Source organism: Microbacterium sp. STRO-1N, assembly GCF_057748015.1.
On the sequence record NZ_CM173234.1, the window covers coordinates 1,187,998 to 1,205,323 of the forward strand.

At 68.6% G+C, this 17,326-nt stretch carries 15 protein-coding genes and 1 riboswitch; of the genes, 6 read left to right on the forward strand and 9 right to left on the reverse strand.

Annotation, left to right across the window (positions count from 1 at the left end; all coding sequences use genetic code 11):
* Positions 1-199 precede the first annotated feature (199 nt).
* The gene (locus AC3ANJ_RS05490) at positions 200-1,351 is read right to left on the reverse strand and encodes an N-acetylglucosamine-6-phosphate deacetylase (RefSeq protein ID WP_488318592.1); all 1,152 of its coding nucleotides are present in this window, start codon (positions 1,349-1,351) and stop codon (positions 200-202) included.
* A complete protein-coding gene (locus AC3ANJ_RS05495; protein ID WP_488318593.1) occupies positions 1,348-2,847 on the reverse strand; it encodes a beta-N-acetylhexosaminidase in 1,500 nt (499 codons plus the stop codon). Before AC3ANJ_RS05495 ends, AC3ANJ_RS05490 begins: the two co-directional genes overlap by 4 nt.
* Positions 2,848-2,910: 63 nt before the next feature.
* Positions 2,911-2,995: riboswitch (ZMP/ZTP riboswitch) on the forward strand.
* 37 nt (positions 2,996-3,032) lie between these two features.
* Here AC3ANJ_RS05495 and glyA point away from each other — a divergent pair.
* Together glyA and AC3ANJ_RS05505 are read left to right on the forward strand one after the other, a co-directional pair.
* Positions 3,033-4,307: a serine hydroxymethyltransferase gene (gene glyA, locus AC3ANJ_RS05500; RefSeq protein WP_488318594.1), complete on the forward strand. Its 1,275-nt coding sequence runs from the start codon at positions 3,033-3,035 to the stop codon at positions 4,305-4,307.
* Entirely contained in the window at positions 4,304-5,185 is an 882-nt protein-coding gene (locus AC3ANJ_RS05505; RefSeq protein WP_488318595.1) for a bifunctional methylenetetrahydrofolate dehydrogenase/methenyltetrahydrofolate cyclohydrolase, read from the forward strand. Before glyA ends, AC3ANJ_RS05505 begins: the two co-directional genes overlap by 4 nt.
* 9 nt (positions 5,186-5,194) lie before the next feature.
* Here the strand turns inward: AC3ANJ_RS05505 and AC3ANJ_RS05510 are convergent, their stop codons facing one another.
* Positions 5,195-5,737, reverse strand: coding sequence for a hypothetical protein (locus AC3ANJ_RS05510; RefSeq protein WP_488318596.1), 543 nt, complete (start codon positions 5,735-5,737; stop codon positions 5,195-5,197).
* Between the two features lie 118 nt (positions 5,738-5,855).
* Between AC3ANJ_RS05510 and AC3ANJ_RS05515 the strand changes: the two genes are divergently transcribed.
* On the forward strand, positions 5,856-7,199 hold the full coding sequence (locus tag AC3ANJ_RS05515; RefSeq protein WP_488318597.1) for an anaerobic C4-dicarboxylate transporter: 1,344 nt from the start codon (positions 5,856-5,858) through the stop codon (positions 7,197-7,199).
* A gap of 10 nt (positions 7,200-7,209) precedes the next feature.
* On the opposite strand, the gene AC3ANJ_RS05520 is transcribed toward AC3ANJ_RS05515, so the two are convergent.
* The 6 genes from AC3ANJ_RS05520 to AC3ANJ_RS05545 all read right to left on the reverse strand — a co-directional run bounded on the left by AC3ANJ_RS05520 (position 7,210) and on the right by AC3ANJ_RS05545 (position 13,965).
* Complete coding sequence (locus AC3ANJ_RS05520; protein ID WP_488318598.1) at positions 7,210-8,298, reverse strand: N-formylglutamate amidohydrolase; 1,089 nt, start codon at positions 8,296-8,298, stop codon at positions 7,210-7,212.
* A 39-nt stretch (positions 8,299-8,337) separates the two neighbouring features.
* Entirely contained in the window at positions 8,338-9,066 is a 729-nt protein-coding gene (locus AC3ANJ_RS05525; RefSeq protein WP_488318599.1) for a DUF6882 domain-containing protein, read from the reverse strand.
* A gap of 22 nt (positions 9,067-9,088) precedes the next feature.
* Entirely contained in the window at positions 9,089-10,327 is a 1,239-nt protein-coding gene (locus tag AC3ANJ_RS05530) for an MFS transporter (RefSeq protein ID WP_488318600.1), read from the reverse strand.
* Positions 10,328-10,371: 44 nt separating this feature from the next.
* A complete protein-coding gene (gene xylB, locus AC3ANJ_RS05535; RefSeq protein ID WP_488318601.1) occupies positions 10,372-11,700 on the reverse strand; it encodes a xylulokinase in 1,329 nt (442 codons plus the stop codon).
* Between the two features lies 1 nt (position 11,701).
* Positions 11,702-12,892: a xylose isomerase gene (gene xylA, locus AC3ANJ_RS05540; protein WP_488318602.1), complete on the reverse strand. Its 1,191-nt coding sequence runs from the start codon at positions 12,890-12,892 to the stop codon at positions 11,702-11,704.
* Positions 12,893-12,966: 74 nt separating this feature from the next.
* A complete protein-coding gene (locus AC3ANJ_RS05545; RefSeq protein WP_488318603.1) occupies positions 12,967-13,965 on the reverse strand; it encodes a LacI family DNA-binding transcriptional regulator in 999 nt (332 codons plus the stop codon).
* Between the two features lie 152 nt (positions 13,966-14,117).
* On the opposite strand from AC3ANJ_RS05545, the gene AC3ANJ_RS05550 reads away from it, so the two are divergent.
* Genes AC3ANJ_RS05550 through AC3ANJ_RS05560 form a run of 3 tightly spaced genes read left to right on the forward strand, consistent with a single transcriptional unit; the run spans position 14,118 to position 17,310 of the window.
* Entirely contained in the window at positions 14,118-15,407 is a 1,290-nt protein-coding gene (locus AC3ANJ_RS05550; protein WP_488318604.1) for an extracellular solute-binding protein, read from the forward strand.
* 8 nt (positions 15,408-15,415) lie between these two features.
* Positions 15,416-16,426 carry a carbohydrate ABC transporter permease gene (locus AC3ANJ_RS05555; protein WP_488318605.1) on the forward strand — a complete coding sequence of 337 codons (1,011 nt, stop codon included), beginning with the start codon at positions 15,416-15,418 and terminating at the stop codon, positions 16,424-16,426.
* Positions 16,423-17,310 (forward strand): carbohydrate ABC transporter permease, encoded by an 888-nt coding sequence (locus AC3ANJ_RS05560; RefSeq protein WP_488318606.1) that lies wholly within the window; start codon positions 16,423-16,425, stop codon positions 17,308-17,310. The genes AC3ANJ_RS05555 and AC3ANJ_RS05560 overlap by 4 nt, the downstream gene beginning before the upstream one ends.
* Positions 17,311-17,326: the final 16 nt, after the last annotated feature.

A 17,326-nucleotide genomic window follows, 5' to 3' on the forward strand; every position in this document is an offset into this window, starting at 1 on the left:
GGCTGTGCGGTCTCCACCGGGGGGCGGAGACAGGACAGTCGCCGGCGCGGGGGGCAACTGCGTCGGCGAAGGGCGCGCTCGGGACCCTCGGGGGAGGAGTTCCCGAGCCGCCCGCTCGTCATGGAGGGAGCATGGTCGCCGCTGACTGGGGCGCGGCGGCCTCCCTTCCCCCGCGAAGCTGCGGGTGCGTCGCGTGAGGTCACGCTGCGGGACGGCCTCCCACCCAGACGCGCCGCACCCCCAGCTGAGCATCCAGCAGCACGGCATCCGCGAGCAGCCCCGGCTCGAGGCGACCGAGTCTGCCGCCTTCCCCGATGACGGATGCCGGGGTCTCCGTGAGCGCCCGCACAGCGGCGGCCAGCGGCACGCCGGCCTGCACCGCACGCTGGAGCGCGACGTCCTGGGTCAGGGTCGAACCGGCGATCGAACCGGTCTCGTCGGTGCGGGCGATGCCGTCCGCGACCGTCACCTTGACCGCACCGAGGTCGTATCGGCCATCCGCACTGCCGGCCGCAGCCATCGCATCCGTCACCAGTGCGACGCGATCCGGCGCCACATCGAAGACGAGCTTGATCACGTGCGGGTCGAGGTGCACGTTGTCCGCGATCGCCTCCAGGACGACGCGTCGATCTGCGGCTGCGGCCAGGACAGGGCCTGGTGCGCGATGGTGGATGCCGCGCATCGCATTGAACGCGTGCGTGAGGATCGTCGCGCCGGCGTCGAAGGCCGCTGCGGCGATCTCGGCATCCGCGTCGGTGTGCCCGACAGCGGCGGCGGCGCCGGCGGCGACGACAAGCCGGATCGCCTCGATGCCGCCGGGGAGTTCTGGTGCGATCGTGACCTGGCGCACGGTCCCGCGCCCGGCTTCCAGCAGGCGCCGCACGTCCGAGGCATCCGGTGCCCGCAGCAGAGTCGGCTCGTGGGCGCCCTGGTGGCCGGGGTCGAGGAAAGGGCCTTCCAGATGGGAGCCGAGGATCTCGGCATCCGTCTCGGTCAGTTCGGCGATCTCCGCGACGCGGCGGGCCAGATCGTCCACGGATGCCGTGACGAGCGAGATCACCGCCCGCGTCGTGCCGTGCGCGCGGTGCAGGGCGCGCGCCGTGCGGATCGCCTCTGCACCGTCGTCGTACGACGCACCGGCTCCGCCGTGCCCGTGGATGTCGATGAAACCGGGTGCGAGGATCGCGCCGGGGCCGGCGGTCGCCGACGCATCGACGACCTCGTCCGCATCGGTCCGACCGCCGCCGGTGCCCGTCTCGACGACGATGCCGTCCTCGAAGCGGACCCACGCGTCGTCCGTCTCCACTCCGTGCGAGATCAGGCGGGCGGAGTGGATCACCGTTGCGGTCATGGCGTGCTCCAGTCGATCTCGGCGGGGCGATGTCCTCCCCATCCTTCGGCATCCCACACCGGTCCGAGCCCGCCGACGCGGGCGCGGAACGAGTTCCAGTCCTTGGTGGATGCCGAGGACCACGCGATCTCGGCCAGAGCGGCGGCGCGGGGGAAGAAGAGCTGGTCGATGTCGTCGAGCGTTGCGAGCGTCTCGGCCCACAGCGGTCCCTCGACGCCGAGGATCGCAGCCGGGTCCAGACCGGGGACGATCGCGTCCGGCTCCCAGGAGTACGCCGTCTCGAGGTCGATGACGGCGGCCCAGCTGAGGCCGAGCGGGAAATCAGGCGTGTACTTCATGTCGAGGTAGGCGCGGGTGGACGGCGAGAGGATGACCGAGCCGCCCCGCTCGGCGAACCGGAGCGTGTGCTCGATGTGCTCGGGGGTCGGGGTGTCGCTTCCCCAGAACTGGCCGATCGTGCCCTCAGCCACGACGGCGGATCCCGCCTCGTGCCAGGCGACCGGGGTTTTGCCCAGTTCGACGGTCAGTGCGGTGACGCGCTCGACGAACGCATCGAAGTCCGCCGGCGGAGTGCCGAGGCACTCATCGCCGCCGACGTGCAGGTAGTCACCCGGCGTGATGTCGGCGACTTCGCCGAGCACGTCGCGCAGGAAGTCCCACGTCGCGTCCTCGTGGATGCGCACCGAGGAGTGCCCGACACCCCAGCCCTGGTACGGCTCGCCGGCCGCAGGCAGCGGCTGGCCGAGCGATGCGGACTGCGCGAGCAGCATGTCGTTCATCACCGGGGCCTCGACCACGTCCGGATACGCGAGCCCGATCGCATGCGTGTGCCCCGGGAGATCGATCTCGGGGACCACCACCATGTGGTGCGCGGCCGCGTACGCGATGATCTCGCGGAAGTCGTCCTTCGTGTAGAAGCCGCCAGGGCGACCGAGCGCAGAGGTGCCCGAGGCCTTCTCGGTCAGCAGTGGGCGGCTGTCGATATGCAGGCGCCAGCCCTGGTCATCGGTGAGATGGAGATGCAGGTGATTGAACTTCAGCGACGCGGCGCGATCGATGAACGCCTTCACGGTCGCCACGTCGAAGAATGTGCGCGCGACGTCGAGCATGACGCCGCGATATGCGAAGCGCGGCGCATCGGTGATCGACACCTGCGGTATCGACCAGGAGCCGGCATCCTCGCGCAGCAGCTGCCGCAGTGTCTGGATGCCGTAGAAGAGGCCGGCATCCGAGCCCGCGATCTCGATGCGCTCCGCCACCTCGAGGCGGTACGCCTCGTCGTCGGCACCGGTGGCGCGCAGGACGATGTCGCCGGCCACCGGATCGTCCGTGGTCACCTCCGGCCGGAGTCCGCAGCGGTGCGCCAGCAGGTCGGAGAGGACGGATGCCGCGGCATCCGCACCGTCGACGATGACGATGCGCGCGGCAGGGGAGAGGACGAACGTCCCCGGAGCCGCCGTGACGGATGAGGGCAGCGGGATAAGAGTAAGGACCATGAACAAAACCTACCGGTGACCGTGACGACATCCAAGCGATCCGAGCGATCCGATCCGCTATGCTCGAACCGTCGCGACTGGCGTCTGGGTGGACTACCACCGGGGAGCGGCTTCTCATGGGAATCGACCGCGCGCCTGGGCCGATCAGGAACAACCCCCTTCCACCGTGAGATCAGGAGCACGTCATGACCGACCCATATTTCAACGCACCGCTTTCCGAGGTCGACCCCGAGATCGCCGAGGTCCTGGAGCGCGAGCTCAACCGCCAGCGCGGCTTCCTCGAGATGATCGCCTCCGAGAACTTCGTGCCGGTCTCGGTCCTGCAGTCGCAGGGCTCCGTGCTGACCAACAAGTACGCCGAGGGCTACCCCGGCCGCCGCTATTACGGGGGCTGCGAAGAAGTCGACGTCGCCGAGGCCCTCGCCATCGAGCGGGCCAAGAGCCTGTTCGGCTCGGAGTTCGCGAACGTCCAGCCGCACTCCGGCGCCACGGCCAACGCCGCAGTGCTGCACGCCATCGCCCGCCCTGGCGACACGCTGCTCGGTCTCTCGCTCGACCACGGCGGACACCTGACGCACGGCATGAAGATCAACTTCTCCGGCCGACTGTTCGACATCGTCGCGTACGGCGTCGACCCGGAGACCTCGCTCGTCGACATGGACGAGGTCCGTCGCCTCGCGATCGAGCACAAGCCGAAGGTCATCATCGCCGGCTGGTCGGCGTACCCGCGTCAGCTGGACTTCGCGAAGTTCCGCGAGATCGCCGACGAGGTGGGCGCCTACCTGTGGGTCGACATGGCGCACTTCGCCGGTCTCGTCGCCGCCGGAGTCCACCCGAACCCCGTGCCGCACGCCCACGTCGTCTCGTCGACCGTGCACAAGACCATCGGCGGCCCCCGCTCCGGCTTCATCCTCACGAACGACGCCGACCTCGCCAAGAAGATCAACTCGGCCGTCTTCCCCGGTCAGCAGGGCGGTCCGCTCATGCACGTCATCGCCGCCAAGGCGACGGCGTTCAAGATCGCCGCGACGCCCGAGTTCAAGGAGCGTCAGGAGCGCACCCTCCGCGGTGCCGCGCTCCTCGCCGAGCGCCTCGGCCGTCAGGACGTCCAGGATGCCGGCATCAGGGTCCGCTCCGGCGGCACCGACGTGCACCTGGTCCTCGTCGACCTGCGCGACGCCGAGATCGACGGCAAGCAGGCCGAAGACCTGCTGCATGACATCCACATCACGGTGAACCGCAACGCGGTCCCGAACGACCCTCGTCCGCCGATGGTCACCTCGGGTCTGCGCATCGGTACGCCGGCGCTCGCGACGCGCGGATTCGGGGATGCCGAGTTCACCGAGGTCGCCGACATCATCGCCCTCGCGCTGCTGCCCGGCGCCGACGTCGCAGCCCTCAAGGCTCGCGTCGACGCGCTCGCCGCAGCGTTCCCGCTCTACCCCGGACTGAGCCAGTGACCGCTGTCGTCCTGGACGGCAAGGCGGCATCCGCCGAGATCAAGGCGGAACTGGCAGAGCGGGTCGCCGCGCTGAAGGAGAAGGGGATCGTCCCCGGCATCGCCACGGTGCTGGTCGGAGCCGACCCGGCATCCCAGCTGTACGTAGGGATGAAGCACCGGCAGTCCGAGGCGATCGGGATGAACTCGATCCAGCGCGAGCTGCCGGCCGACGCGACGCAGCAGCAGGTCGAAGCGCTGATCGACGAGCTCAACGCGGATCCGACCTGTCACGGATACATCGTCCAGCTGCCCCTGCCGAAGCACATCGACACCGACGCGATCCTCGAACGCATCGACCCGGCCAAGGATGCGGACGGGCTGCACCCGACCAACCTCGGCCGCCTCGTGCTGAACGTCAACAGCCCGATCCACACGCCGTTGCCGTGCACGCCCCGCGGCGTGATCGAACTGCTGCTGCGCAATGATTACGACCTGAAGGGCAAGCACGTCGTCGTCGTCGGACGCGGCGTGACCATCGGGCGTCCGATGGGGCTCCTGCTCACCCGCCGTGACATCAACGCGACGGTGACGCAGGTCCACACGGGCACGCCGGACATGGCGCCGTACCTGCGTCAGGCCGACGTCATCGTCGCAGGCGCGGGGGTCAGGCACCTGATCCGCGCCGAGGACGTCAAGCCGGGCGCTGCGGTGCTCGACGTGGGCGTGACGCGCGAGACCGATCCCGAGACGGGGAAGTCGCGTGTGTACGGGGACGTGCATCCCGATGTGGCATCGGTGGCGGGGTGGGTCTCGCCGAACCCCGGTGGCGTCGGGCCGATGACCGTCGCGCTGCTCATGACGAACGTCGTGGAGGCCGCAGAGCGGCTCGCCGGCTGAACGGAGTGCCTACAGCTCGTCGAGCATCCGGCGCTGCTCGGGGGTGAGGCCGTCGTCCGGCTCGACATCGACGGGCGGGGTCGCCGAGGGCGGGGCAGCGGATGCCGCGGGATCCTTCGGCTTCCTCGCGCCGGCGACCCTGTCGTAGACCTCACCGGCCTTGCGCCGCAGGACGTCGTCGACCTGGTCGTAGATCACCCAGCCCAGGAGCAGGAGCAGCGGCGGCAGGGCATAACCCCAGAAGAACCCGATGACGTCGACAGGGCTGAGCCATACGGTCAGCACCCAGATGATCAGTTCGACCACATACACGAGTGCGTACTGGACGACCTTTTCGCCGGTCTTCGTGCGATCGGATGCCGACTTCGCCGCCGACTTGCCGAACGCGTTCTTCAGCAACGGCTTGATGAACAGTGCGGCCAGCGTCAGGATCACGGATGCCCACAGGGCATGCCAGCCGACCGCCACACTGGGCAGCACCAGCCCGATGACGAGCAGGACCGCGACGTTGAAGACGTAGAGCGCCCCGAAGCGGATGATGCCGTTCCTCATATGCCCAGGTTCGCATACTCCTGGGGTGAGGTGAAACGGCATTCGCCGCAGAGCATGGCGCACCGCGGCATCCACCGATAGTCTGACGCCGAATCCGCGCCCGCCGAAGGAGCGACCGATGGAAGCCGTCCTGTTCATCCTGCAACTGCTCGTCGTGCTGGGCTGCATCGTCATGGGCACCCGCTCGAGCGGCGTCGGTCTCGGACTCTGGGGCGGCGCGGGTGTCGCGATCCTCGTGTTCGTCTTCCAGCTCTCGCCCGGCTCCCCGCCCGTCGACGCGCTGCTCATCGTGCTGTCGGTGGTCCTGGCGGCATCCATGATGCAGGTCGCCGGCGGCATCGACTGGATGGTCTCGGTCGCGGCCAAGCTCATCGCTCGGAACCCCAAGCAGATCACGCTCGTGGCGCCGCTCGTGTCGTTCCTGTTCGCCGCAGGTGCGGGGACGTCGAACATCCTGTATCCGCTGCTGCCGGTCATCCAGGATCTGTCGTACCGCAACGGCATCCGACCGTCACGGCCGCTGTCGCTCTCGGTCGTCGCGACCGGCGTCGCGCTCGCCTGCAGCCCGGTGTCGGCAGCGATGGCAGCCATGGTGACGCTCACCGACGTGCCGCCGTACGACTTCGAACTCATCGACATTCTGAAGGTGACGATCCCGGCGGCGGTCGTCGGGATCGTGCTCAGCTCGCTCGTCGTGAACCGCCTCGGCAAGGATCTCGCGGACGATCCGGAGGTTCAGGCGAAGATCGCGAGCGGTGAACTGGCCCCTCCTCGTGCGGGAGCAGCCGAGGTCAAGGCCGACGTCACCGTGACGAAGGCCGGCCGGAACGCGGCCATCATCTTCCTCACCGGCGTGCTGGCGATCGTCGTGTTCGGCCTCTTCAAGGGCATCCGGCCGCTGGATGCCGAGGGCGACCCGGTCGGGATGACCCCGATCATCGAGATCGTCATGTTCCTCGTGGGCACCGTCATCCTGATCGTCTCGCGACCGAAGGTGGCCGACGTTCCGACCGCCACGGTGTTCAAGGCCGGTATGGTCTCGGCGATCGCGCTGTTCGGTCTGGCCTGGTTGACCGACACCTTCCTCTCGGCGCATGTCGAATTCATCTCCGAGAGCATCGGTGCTCTGGTCGGCGCTGCGCCGTGGATCTTCGCGCTCGGTGTCTTCCTCGTCTGCGTGCTCACGACCAGCCAGTCCACGGCCACCCGGACCATCGTGCCGATCGGGCTCGCCGCGGGCATCCCGCTCGGCGTGCTCAGCGGCATGTGGGCCGGTGCCTTCGCCGGAATCTATCTGCTGCCGACCAACGGCTCGCAGATCGCCGCCGCGAACTTCGACGTCTCCGGCACGACGAAGCTGGGCACCAAGCTCGTCGACCACTCGTTCTTCCTGCCGACCCTCATCCTCGCCGTGACGACCATCGGCGCCGGTGCGGCGTTCGGTGCGCTGTGGGGCGGATGACCCGCGGCACTCAGAACTCGCGGTAGAGGTCCCAGGCCGATCGGCATGCGCCCGCGACATCGGCGACGTGCACCGGGTCCTCGGTGATCCAGTCCGTCCCCGGCTCGTGCAGCTCGGCCACGGCGGCATCGCCGAGCAGGAACTCGCGCCGGAACTCGGCCTGCACGGCGTCGAAGTGCGCGCCGGCGGCGTGCGCCTGATCCGCGAGCTCGCGGAACCGGACGCCCGCGGCCAAGATCTCCTGACTGCCCAGGTACGGCTTGTTCAGCGCCACGTCGGTGGGAACCCCGGTCGCGAACCCCGCGCGATGCGCCTCGGCGAGGATGCGCAGACGGCCGGGTTCCATGGTCGGGGGATCGGAGGGGTCGCGCTCCTCGCCCCTGGCATCGCCGCGATTGGACAGCGCCACGACGTCCGGCAGTCGATCCTTCTCGTCTCGGGGGACGTTCACGGCTCCGTCCTTCGTCGTCGTGGTGTTCATCGTGTCGTGGAACGACAGCCGAGTGAAGCGCCCTCCCGTGCGCAGCTTCTCGGCGATGAATCGCTCGGTGAGGTCGTCGCGGATGCTCTCGTACACGCCGAGTCCGCGTTCGGCGACCTCGACGAAGGCGTCGACGAGGGCGTGGAGCCCGGCATCCGTGTCCGGCACCTGCAGGATCGGGAAGAACGAGAAGGTCACGGGGCGGATCGCGTCGACGCCGGTGAGATCGACCTTCTGCCAGGCGCCGGCCGCTCTGGTGCGCTCGATCGCCTCGGTGAGGGATGCCGCGACGTCGGCCGGCTTCGCCCGGTTCGGATCGCGGACCAGGCGCGGATGCGGGTTGAGCACGGCGACGACGCGCGGGTCCTGCGACGCCCAGCGGCGGACGATCGCATCCGTGGCGACGTCGGTGAAGTCGAACTGCAGCCGACGCGTCAGCGCGGGGGAGAGGAACTCGGCGATCTCTGCCGGGATCGCGGCTCCCGCGTGCGGACAGCTGATGAGCACATCGGCATCGCGGATCGCCTCGTCCAGCGAACGGCCTCCGGCATCGGCGTAGACGACGATCTCGGCCTCGGTGAAGGTCTTGCCGGCGGGGATCAGCTCCAGAGCGGACATGCGCTCATGCTAGCGACCAGCGGTGGCCGCGCCCAGGGGTCAGGCGGGAGTGCCGCCCATCGAACCCTCGATGCCGGTGATGCGCGCCTGCTCGTCGAAGCGGAACGTCGCCGAACCGGTCGCGTCGCTGACCACGGCGCCCGTGAACGCCTCGTCGGTCCACTCCAGGTTCCAGCCGGCCAGGCGCGCGGCATCCCACACCGACGACCGGGCATCCGGCAGATTCAGAGTCGAGAGCATGCGGGGTGCGGCGATGACGGCATCCGACACGGTGAGCGGAGCGAGCGGCGCATCCAGCAGGAAGACGGCGCGCGTGCCGCCGCCGACGGGCGCGGAGTAGTACGGCGAGCGTCCGGTGATCTCGACGGCGACGGAGCCGATCACGTGGGTCGCCTGCGCGATCCACCCCTCGGCATCCTCTCCGGCGTCGTCCGGGAAGGGGAGCTCCGCCTGGGTCAGCTCGGCGATGCCGTACTGCTGGCCGTAGTCGCGCAGCTGCGCGGCGACGCCCTGGGCGTCTCCCTGCGGGTGCGCCCAGGCCCACAGCAGGGAACGAGGGCCAGGGGCCAGCGTCGCGATGAGGTGGGGCTTCGTGGCGAATTGCTTCGTGGCGTCGTCGTTCGCTGTGAAGGTGAGGGTGCCGGCATTCAGGTCGGCGTCCCAGCGGTGCTCGCCGAGAGCATCGGTGGCCGTGACGAGCGCGTCCTGGCGGAGGGCGGTGAACAGGGCGGCCCGGTCGGCCAGGGGCTGGAGTGCGGCGAAGCTCATGGGTCCATCCTGGCCTGGGACGCTATGAATCCGCCAGTTGCTTCTCCGGCACCGCCACGCGGCCCATCCGCCACACGCTCGGCACGACGAGGGTCGCGAGCGCGATGACGGCGTAGAGGACGCCTGAGGCGATGAGCACGGTCGAGACATCGGCGTGCGTGATCAGCCAGCCGTAGATGAGCGTGCCGATCGGCATCACCACGAAACTTCCCAGAATGTCGTAACTCGACACTCGTGACAGCCGGTCGACGGGGATGTTCTCCATCATGGCGACGTTCCAGCCGGTGCTGAACACTTCGTGTCCGACGCCGGCGAGGAAGGCCGCGATCGCGAGCAGCACGACCGCCGGATGAACGCCCAGCATCGTCAGCGGGATCGCGAACATCGCCATGCCGATCATCCCCAACCGCAGCGGACGCTTCAGCGGCACCCACATGAGCACGAGCGTCATCAGCAGGATGCCGACGCCCTCGGCGCTGAGCACCCAGCCCCAGCCGGCGATGCCGAGCCGCTCGTCGTTCTTCGCGATGTAGGGCCCTGCGACGCTCCACGCTCCGACATGGATCGCGTTCATGACCATGAAGGCGAGGACGATCGTCCACAGCCAGGTGCGGCTCCAGAATTCGTTCCAGCCCAGGCGGAGGTCGTGGAACAGCGTCGAGCCTCCGCTGCTGGCGGGCGGCGGCAGCTTCACGAGCGCGAGTACGGGAATGGCGACGAGCCAGCCGACGACCTGGACGATCATCGCCCAGGCCGGGCCGACCGCGGTGACGAGGATGCCGGCGATGATCGGGCCACCGATCGTGACGGTCGACCGCACGAACGACAGCATCGCGTTGGCCTGCTGCAGATGCTCCGGCGTGGTCAGCTGCGGGATGATGCCCTGCATCGCCGGCATGACGAACGCCGTCGATGCACCGGTCACGATCGACAGCATCACGAGCAGCGGCACGGTGGCGGTCCCCGTGAACAGCAGCGTCGCCATCGCGCCGACGGAGAGGATGTCGATGACGTAGCAGGTCTGGATGACGAGGGCCCGCGGCATCCGATCGGCGACGACGCCGCCGAACAGGATGAAGACGATGTTGCTCACCGTGAACGCCGCGAGCACGTACGACAGCGAGCGCGCATCGTTGTCGATCTCGAGAACCGCGAACGCGAGAGCGATCGACGACATCGAGCCGGTCGTCATGGTGATCGCCCTGGCGATGAAGAACCAGCGGAAGCTGCGGTCCTGCATCGCGGCGAGCCCGCGCATCATCGTGGGGTTCTCGTCAGCATCCTTCTATCCTGGCATCCCCCGGGTCACCAGGCGGGGCGGATGCCGGTGAGAGCCCAGGCCGCCTGCACAGCCGCACCCTGAGCGACGTACTCGCCGGGCTCGGGGACCACGACGGGGGCGTCGAAGATCTCTGCGGCGATCGCCGAGACCGCGGGGCTCTGTGCGGCGCCGCCGATGAGCAGCACGCGCTCGGCCGTGACGCCGTGCTCGCGCATCGCGTCGAGTCCGAAAGCCAGCCCCTTCAGCACGCCTTCGATCGCGGCGCGCGCGAGGTTCTCGCGCGTCGTCGAGGCGAGCGTCATGCCCGACAGCGTTGCGGTCGCGTCCGGACGGTTCGGGGTCCGCTCGCCCTCGAACCACGGCTGCAGCGACAGACCGTCGGCTCCAGGGGCCGCCGCCAGGGCGAGACGCGAGAATTCTTCGTGGTCGACGCCGAGCAGTGCGGCGGTGACATCGAACACGCGTGCGGCGTTCAGGGTCGTGACGATCGGCAGGCGTGCCCCAGAGGCGTCCGCGAACCCGGCGACAGTGCCGCTGGGATCGACCACTGGCGCGTCGGTGACGGCGAACACGGTGCCGCTCGTCCCGATCGACACGCCGACATCTCCTGATCGCGCGCCGAGGCCGAGCGCGGCGGCGGCGTTGTCGCCAGCGCCGGCCGAGACGACGAGGCCGTCGGCGCCGGCGACGTGCTCGGAGGGTCCGAGCACGCGGGGGAGCACGATGTCCGCGGCATCCCGGCGCAGGGCGAGCGCGAGCAGCTCGCGGTCGTACTCATCGCTCGCCGGGTCGAAGTAACCGGTCCCGCTCGCATCCGAGCGGTCGGTCACCAGCTCGGTGAGCACCGGTCCGAGCTCCGACTCGTCGGCCGGCCCGTAGCCCCGAAGGCGCCACGTCAGCCAATCGTGCGGCAGCGCGACGGCGGCCACGCGTGCGGCGTTCGCCGGCTCCGCATCCGCGAGCCAGCGCAGCTTGGTCACGGTGAACGACGCCACCGGAACCAGTCCGGTGCGCCGGGCGAACTCCGCGGCGCCCACCTCTTCGGTGAGCGCCGCGGCGGCATCAGCCGAGCGCGTGTCGTTCCACAGCAGGGCGTCGCGGATGACACGGCCGTCGGCGTCGAGCGCCACGAGTCCGTGCTGCTGGCCGCCGATGCCGATCGCCGCGACATCCGTCAGCCCTCCGGCATCCGAAAGCGCGCTCTGCAGGGCGTCCCACCATGCGGAGGGTGCGACCTCGGTGCCGTCGGGGTGCGAAGCGCGCCCCGTCCGCACCACGGCTCCCGTCGACGCATCGCGGATGACGACCTTGCAGCTCTGCGTCGACGAATCGACTCCGGCGACCAGCGTCATCTCAGCGGGCTCCGAGCAGGTGCTCGGTCGCGAGCTGCTGCAGGCGGACGAATCCGAAGCCCTTGCCGCCCAGGTAGGCGTCGGCGTCGAAGTCCTCGTACGCCGAACGGTCGGCGAGGAAGGCGTCGTAGCTCTCGCCGTCGTTCAGCGTCGGGGTCGACAGCTCGTCGACCTTGGCAGCGGCGAGCGCCTCCTGAACCTCGGGGTCCGCGCGGAATGCCGCTGCGCGCTCCTTGAGCAGCAGGTACGTGCGCATGTTGGCGGCGGCGGAGTCCCAGACGCCGGTCTCGTCCTCGGTGCGGCTCGGCTTGTAGTCGAAGTGACGGGGGCCCTCGTAGGCGGGCACGCCGCCGGGGCCGCCGTTCTCGAGCAGGTCGACGAGCGAGAAGGCGTTGTGCAGGTCGCCGTGGCCGAACACCAGGTCCTGGTCGTACTTGATGCCGCGCTGGCCGTTGAGGTCGATGTGGAAGAGCTTGCCGTGGAACAGCGCCTGCGCGATGCCGGCGGTGAAGTTCAGCCCTGCCATCTGCTCGTGACCGACCTCGGGGTTGACGCCGACGAGTTCGGGGCGCTCGAGAGAGTCGATGAAGGCGATCGCGTGGCCGAGCGTGGGCAGCAGGATGTCGCCGCGCGGCTCGTTCGGCTTGGGCTCGATGGCGAAGCGGATGTCGTAGCCCTTGTCGGTGACGTAGTCGCCGAGCAGGTTGACGGCCTCGCGGTAGCGCTCGAGGGCTGCACGGACGTCCTTGGCGGAGTCGTACTCGGCGCCCTCGCGGCCGCCCCACATCACGAACGTCTTGGCGCCGAGCTCGGCACCGAGGTCGAGCTGGCGGAAGACCTTGCGCAGCGCGTAGCGGCGCACGTCGCGGTCGTTGGAGGTGAAGCCGCCGTCCTTGAAGACCGGTGCGCTGAAGAGGTTGGTGGTCACCATCGGCACGATCAGACCCGTGTCGGCGAGAGCGCCCTTCAGGCGGTCGATCTGCTTCTGACGCTCGGCGTCGGTGGATCCGAACGCGAACAGGTCGTCATCGTGGAACGTCAGTCCGTAGGCGCCGAGTTCGGAGAGCTTCTCGACGGCGTGGACGACGTCGAGGGCGGGCCGGGTCGGGCCGCCGAACGGGTCGGTGCCGTTGTAGCCGATCGTCCAGAGGCCGAACGAGAACTTGTCTTCGCGGGTGGGTGTGAGTGCCATGGCGCATCGCTTTCAACGTCGGTGGTGAATTGTTGTGAACTAGAACATATCAACCGAATGCGTATTCCGCAATGTCACTCGGCCGGTGCGGCGGTGGAGCTGCGGACGATCAGTTCCGCCGGCATCTGGATGTGCTCGGCTTCGCCGCCGCGGAGCATCTCCAGAAGCATGCCGACCGCGGATGACCCCATCTCCGCCAGCGGCTGGCGCACCGTCGTGAGCTGCGGGGTGTGCGATGCCGCCTCGGGGATGTCGTCGAAGCCCACGACCGACAGGTCGGTCGGGACGTGCAGCCCGCGTTCGCCGGCTACGCGCATCATCTCGATCGCCGACAGATCGTTCGCGGCGAAGACGGCGGTCGGTCGATCGGCGAGATCGAGCAGAGCGTGCGCACCCGCGGTCGCGGAGGCCGTCCGATAGCCGCCCTCGGCGACGAGTGAGCGGTCGTAGCGGATGCCGGCGTTCTTCAGCGCCTCGCGGTAGCCGCGCTCGCGCTGGTGGGCGGATTCCAGGTCGGTGCGTCCGCGGAGGTGCGCGATCCGGCGGTGCCCGAGCGAGATCAGGTACTCGGTGGCGGCTCGGGCGCCGGTGACGTTCTCGACCGAGACCGTGGCTGGACCGTCGGGGCCGGTGTGCGGGTCGACCGCCACCAAGGGGATCGCCGCCTGGGTCGGCATCGCCGTCGGGGTGACGAGGATCGCGCCGTCGATCAGGGTGCCGCCCAGCCGCGACAGCGACCGGCGCTCCCAGCCGAGGTGATCGCCGGCGGAGACGCTGCCGGCGTAGGCGAGTACGTCGTACGGCGTGTCCTGCAGCGCCGCGGAGACGCCGCGGAGCAGCTGCAGGGCGAACGGCTCGAACTCGGCGACCAGCACTCCGATCACGTTCGTGCGGCCGCGTCGCATCGACGTGGCGACGAGCGAGCTCTCGTACCCGAGCTCGGCGACGACGCTGAGGACGTGGGCGAGCGTGGTCGCGGATACGCCGTCGCGGCCGTTGATCGCCTTGGAGACCGTCGCGACGGAGACCCCCGCTGCGAGGGCGACGTCGGTGATGGTGGGCCGTCGGTTCATGGGGTCAGCCTAACGAATGAATAGAAAACGTTATCGATATCGTTTGACATGAGCGCGTCGGCGGTGTCAGAGTGGTGCGCACAACACATTGGTGTGGCTGGCAACAAATACGTTCCGCCGGCCGCACGACTCGATGAAGAGGAGAACACAGCATGAAGATGCGCAAGGCATTGGCCGCCGGCACGGCCGTCGCGGCGCTGGGGATGCTCGCTCTGACCGGCTGCGCCGCCGGCGGGAGCGGCGACGGCGGGGACAGCGGCACTCTCACGATGTGGCACAACTCCACGACCGGTGACGGCAAGCAGTACTGGGAGGACGCGGCTGCGGCCTACAACAAGGAGAACCCCGACGTCACCATCAAGGTGACCTCGATCCAGAACGAGGATATGGACGGCAAGCTGCAGACCGCCGTCAACTCCGGCGACATGCCCGACATCTTCATGGCACGCGGTGGCGGCAAGCTCGCCGACATCGTGTCGGCCGGCAAAGTGAAGGACCTCACCGACCTCGTCGACGACGACGTCAAGTCGTCCTTCGGCGACGCGGCGTTCAGCGCCTTCACGGTCGACGACAAGATCTACGGCGTGCCGAGTGCCGTCCTTCCCGGCGGCATCTTCTACAGCAAGGACCTGTTCGCCCAGGCCGGCATCACCGAGACGCCGACCACCTTGGACGACCTCGCCGATGCTGTCGACAAGCTCAAGGCCGCAGGCATCCAGCCGATCGCGCTCGGCGCGAAGGACGCGTGGCCCGCTGCGCACTGGTACTACTTCTTCGCGCTGCGCGCGTGTGGCCAGGACGTCGTGCAGAACCTCGCGACCGAGCCCGACTTCGAAGACGGATGCTGGCTGGAAGCGGCCGAGAACCTGAACGAGTTCGCCTCGATCGAGCCGTTCAACGAGGGCTTCCTGACCACCTCAGCGCAGGAGGGCGCCAACTCGTCCGCCGGTCTGGTCGCGAACCACAAGGCCGCCATGGAGCTCATGGGCGCCTGGGATGTCGGTGTGATCGCCAGCCTCACTCCGGACCAGAAGCCGCTCGCGGACCTCGACTGGTTCCCGTTCCCCGAGGTCGACGGCGGCGACGGAACTCCCGGCGCCATGATGGGCGGCGCCGACGGATACTCGTGCGCGGCTGACGCGCCCGAGTCCTGCGAGGACTTCCTGAACTTCGTCTCGTCGAAGGAATGGCAGGAGAAGTACGCGGTCGCCTTCCAGACGATCCCCGCGTCGAAGGATGCCGCAGGCGCCGTGACCGACCCGTCGCTCGAGCCGCTCATGGCGGCGTACAGCGAGGCACCGTACGTGTCGCTGTGGCTGGACACGTCGCTCGGCCAGAACGTCGGCAACGCGCTGAACACCAGCGTCGTCGAGATGCTCGCCGGCCAGGGCTCCCCAGAGAAGCTGGTCGAGACGGTCAGCGCCGCGGCGGCAAGGGGCTGATCCGCACCATGACCGATTCACAGGCGCTGACGGCGACGCCGGCGCCTGCGAGCAGCACCCGTGCCGGGACCGACCAGGTCCCGGCACGGCGATCCCCGCGGCCTGATTGGCGCAAGCGCGGCGAGATCGTGCTGCTTGCGGGCCCCGCTCTGCTGGTCTTCCTCGGCTTCGTCATCTTCCCGGTGCTGATGGCGGGCTTCTACGGCTTCTTCAAATGGAACGGCTTCGGCTGGCCCACCGAGTTCGTCGGACTCGAGAACTACGTGCTCATGCTGCAGGACGAGACGTTCCGGCAGGCCGTGCTGCACAACTTCATCATCGTGATCCTCTCGCTCATCATGCAGGGACCGATCGCGATCCTGTTCGCCCTGCTGCTGAACCAGAAGATCCGCGGACGCTCGGTGATCCGCGTGCTGATCTTCGCCCCGTACGTCATCGCGGAGGTCGTGGTCGGCACCGGCTGGAGCCTGATGCTCCAGGATGCGGGCGCGCTGAACTCGTTCCTGGAGAAGATCGGCCTCGAGTCGTGGCAGAACTCCTGGATCGCCGACCCGTCGATCGCGATGTGGTCGCTCATGGTCATCATCACCTGGAAGTACATCGGCTTCGCCGTGATCCTCATGCTCGCGGGCATGCAGTCGATTCCGGAAGAGCTGTACGAAGCCGCAGCCATCGACGGGGCCGGCTTCTGGCGGACGCAGTGGAGCATCACGCTGCCGCTGCTCGGGCCGACCATCCGCATCTGGGCGTTCCTGTCGATCATCGGCGCACTGCAGCTGTTCGACCTCGTCAACATCATCTGGGGTCAGTACATCGCAGCCACGGCCGGGACATCGACCATGGCCACGTACATGTACCAGAACGGTCACCTGGCCGGGAACTACGGCTACGGCAACGCCGTCGCCGTGATGCTGTTCCTCATCTCGATGGTCGTCGCTCTCGTCTATCAGCGGTTCGTGCTGCGGCGCGACACCGAGGGCGCACTGACCGGAGACAGCCGAAAGGGTCGCAGGCGATGACCGACACACTCAAGACCTCTGTGGCCATCCAGGCCATCGGCCCTCGGCGCCGTCGTGCGGCATCCGGCGTGAGGTGGGGTAGCCCTGGCGTCTACCTGATCGCGCTCGTGCTCATCACGATCTGCGTCACCCCGCTGCTGTACATCATCATCGGCGGATTCCGCACGAACTCGCAGATCACGAACGACCCGGCAGCCTGGCCGGATCCGTGGCAGGTCACGAACTACACCGACGTGCTCGCCAGCAGCGAGTTCTGGACGGCGATGCTGAACTCCACGATCTCGGCGGTCGGCACCACACTCGGCGCCGTCATCCTCGGCGTCATGGCGAGCTACGTGATCGCGCGGTACAACTTCTCGGGCAAGGCCGTGATGTACTCCGTGTTCGCCGCCGGGCTCATGTTCCCCGTGACGGTCGCGATCACGCCGCTGTACCTGCTGATCCGCAACCTCGGCCTCGTGAACAGCCTGGCCGGCATCATCCTGCCGCAGATCGCCTTCGCGCTGCCGACGACGATCATCATCCTCGTGCCGTTCCTACGGGCGATCCCGAAGGAGCTCGAGGAGGCGGCGTCGATCGACGGCGCCTCGCGTCTCGGATTCTTCTGGCGCATGGTGGTCCCGCTGAGCCTGCCGGGTGTCATCACGGTCGGCATCCTGGCGTTCATCGGCGCCTGGAACGGCTACATGCTGCCGCTGTTCATTCTGAACGATTCCAGCCTCTTCACCCTGCCGCTCGGCGTGCAGAACTTCGCGTCGCAGTACTCGGTAGACACCGCGCGTGTGCTCGCGTACACGTCGCTGTCGATGCTGCCGGCGCTGATCTTCTTCAGCATGTTCGAGCGCCGCATCGTCGGCGGTCTGACCGGCGCGGTCAAGGGCTGACGCACGACCCATGGAG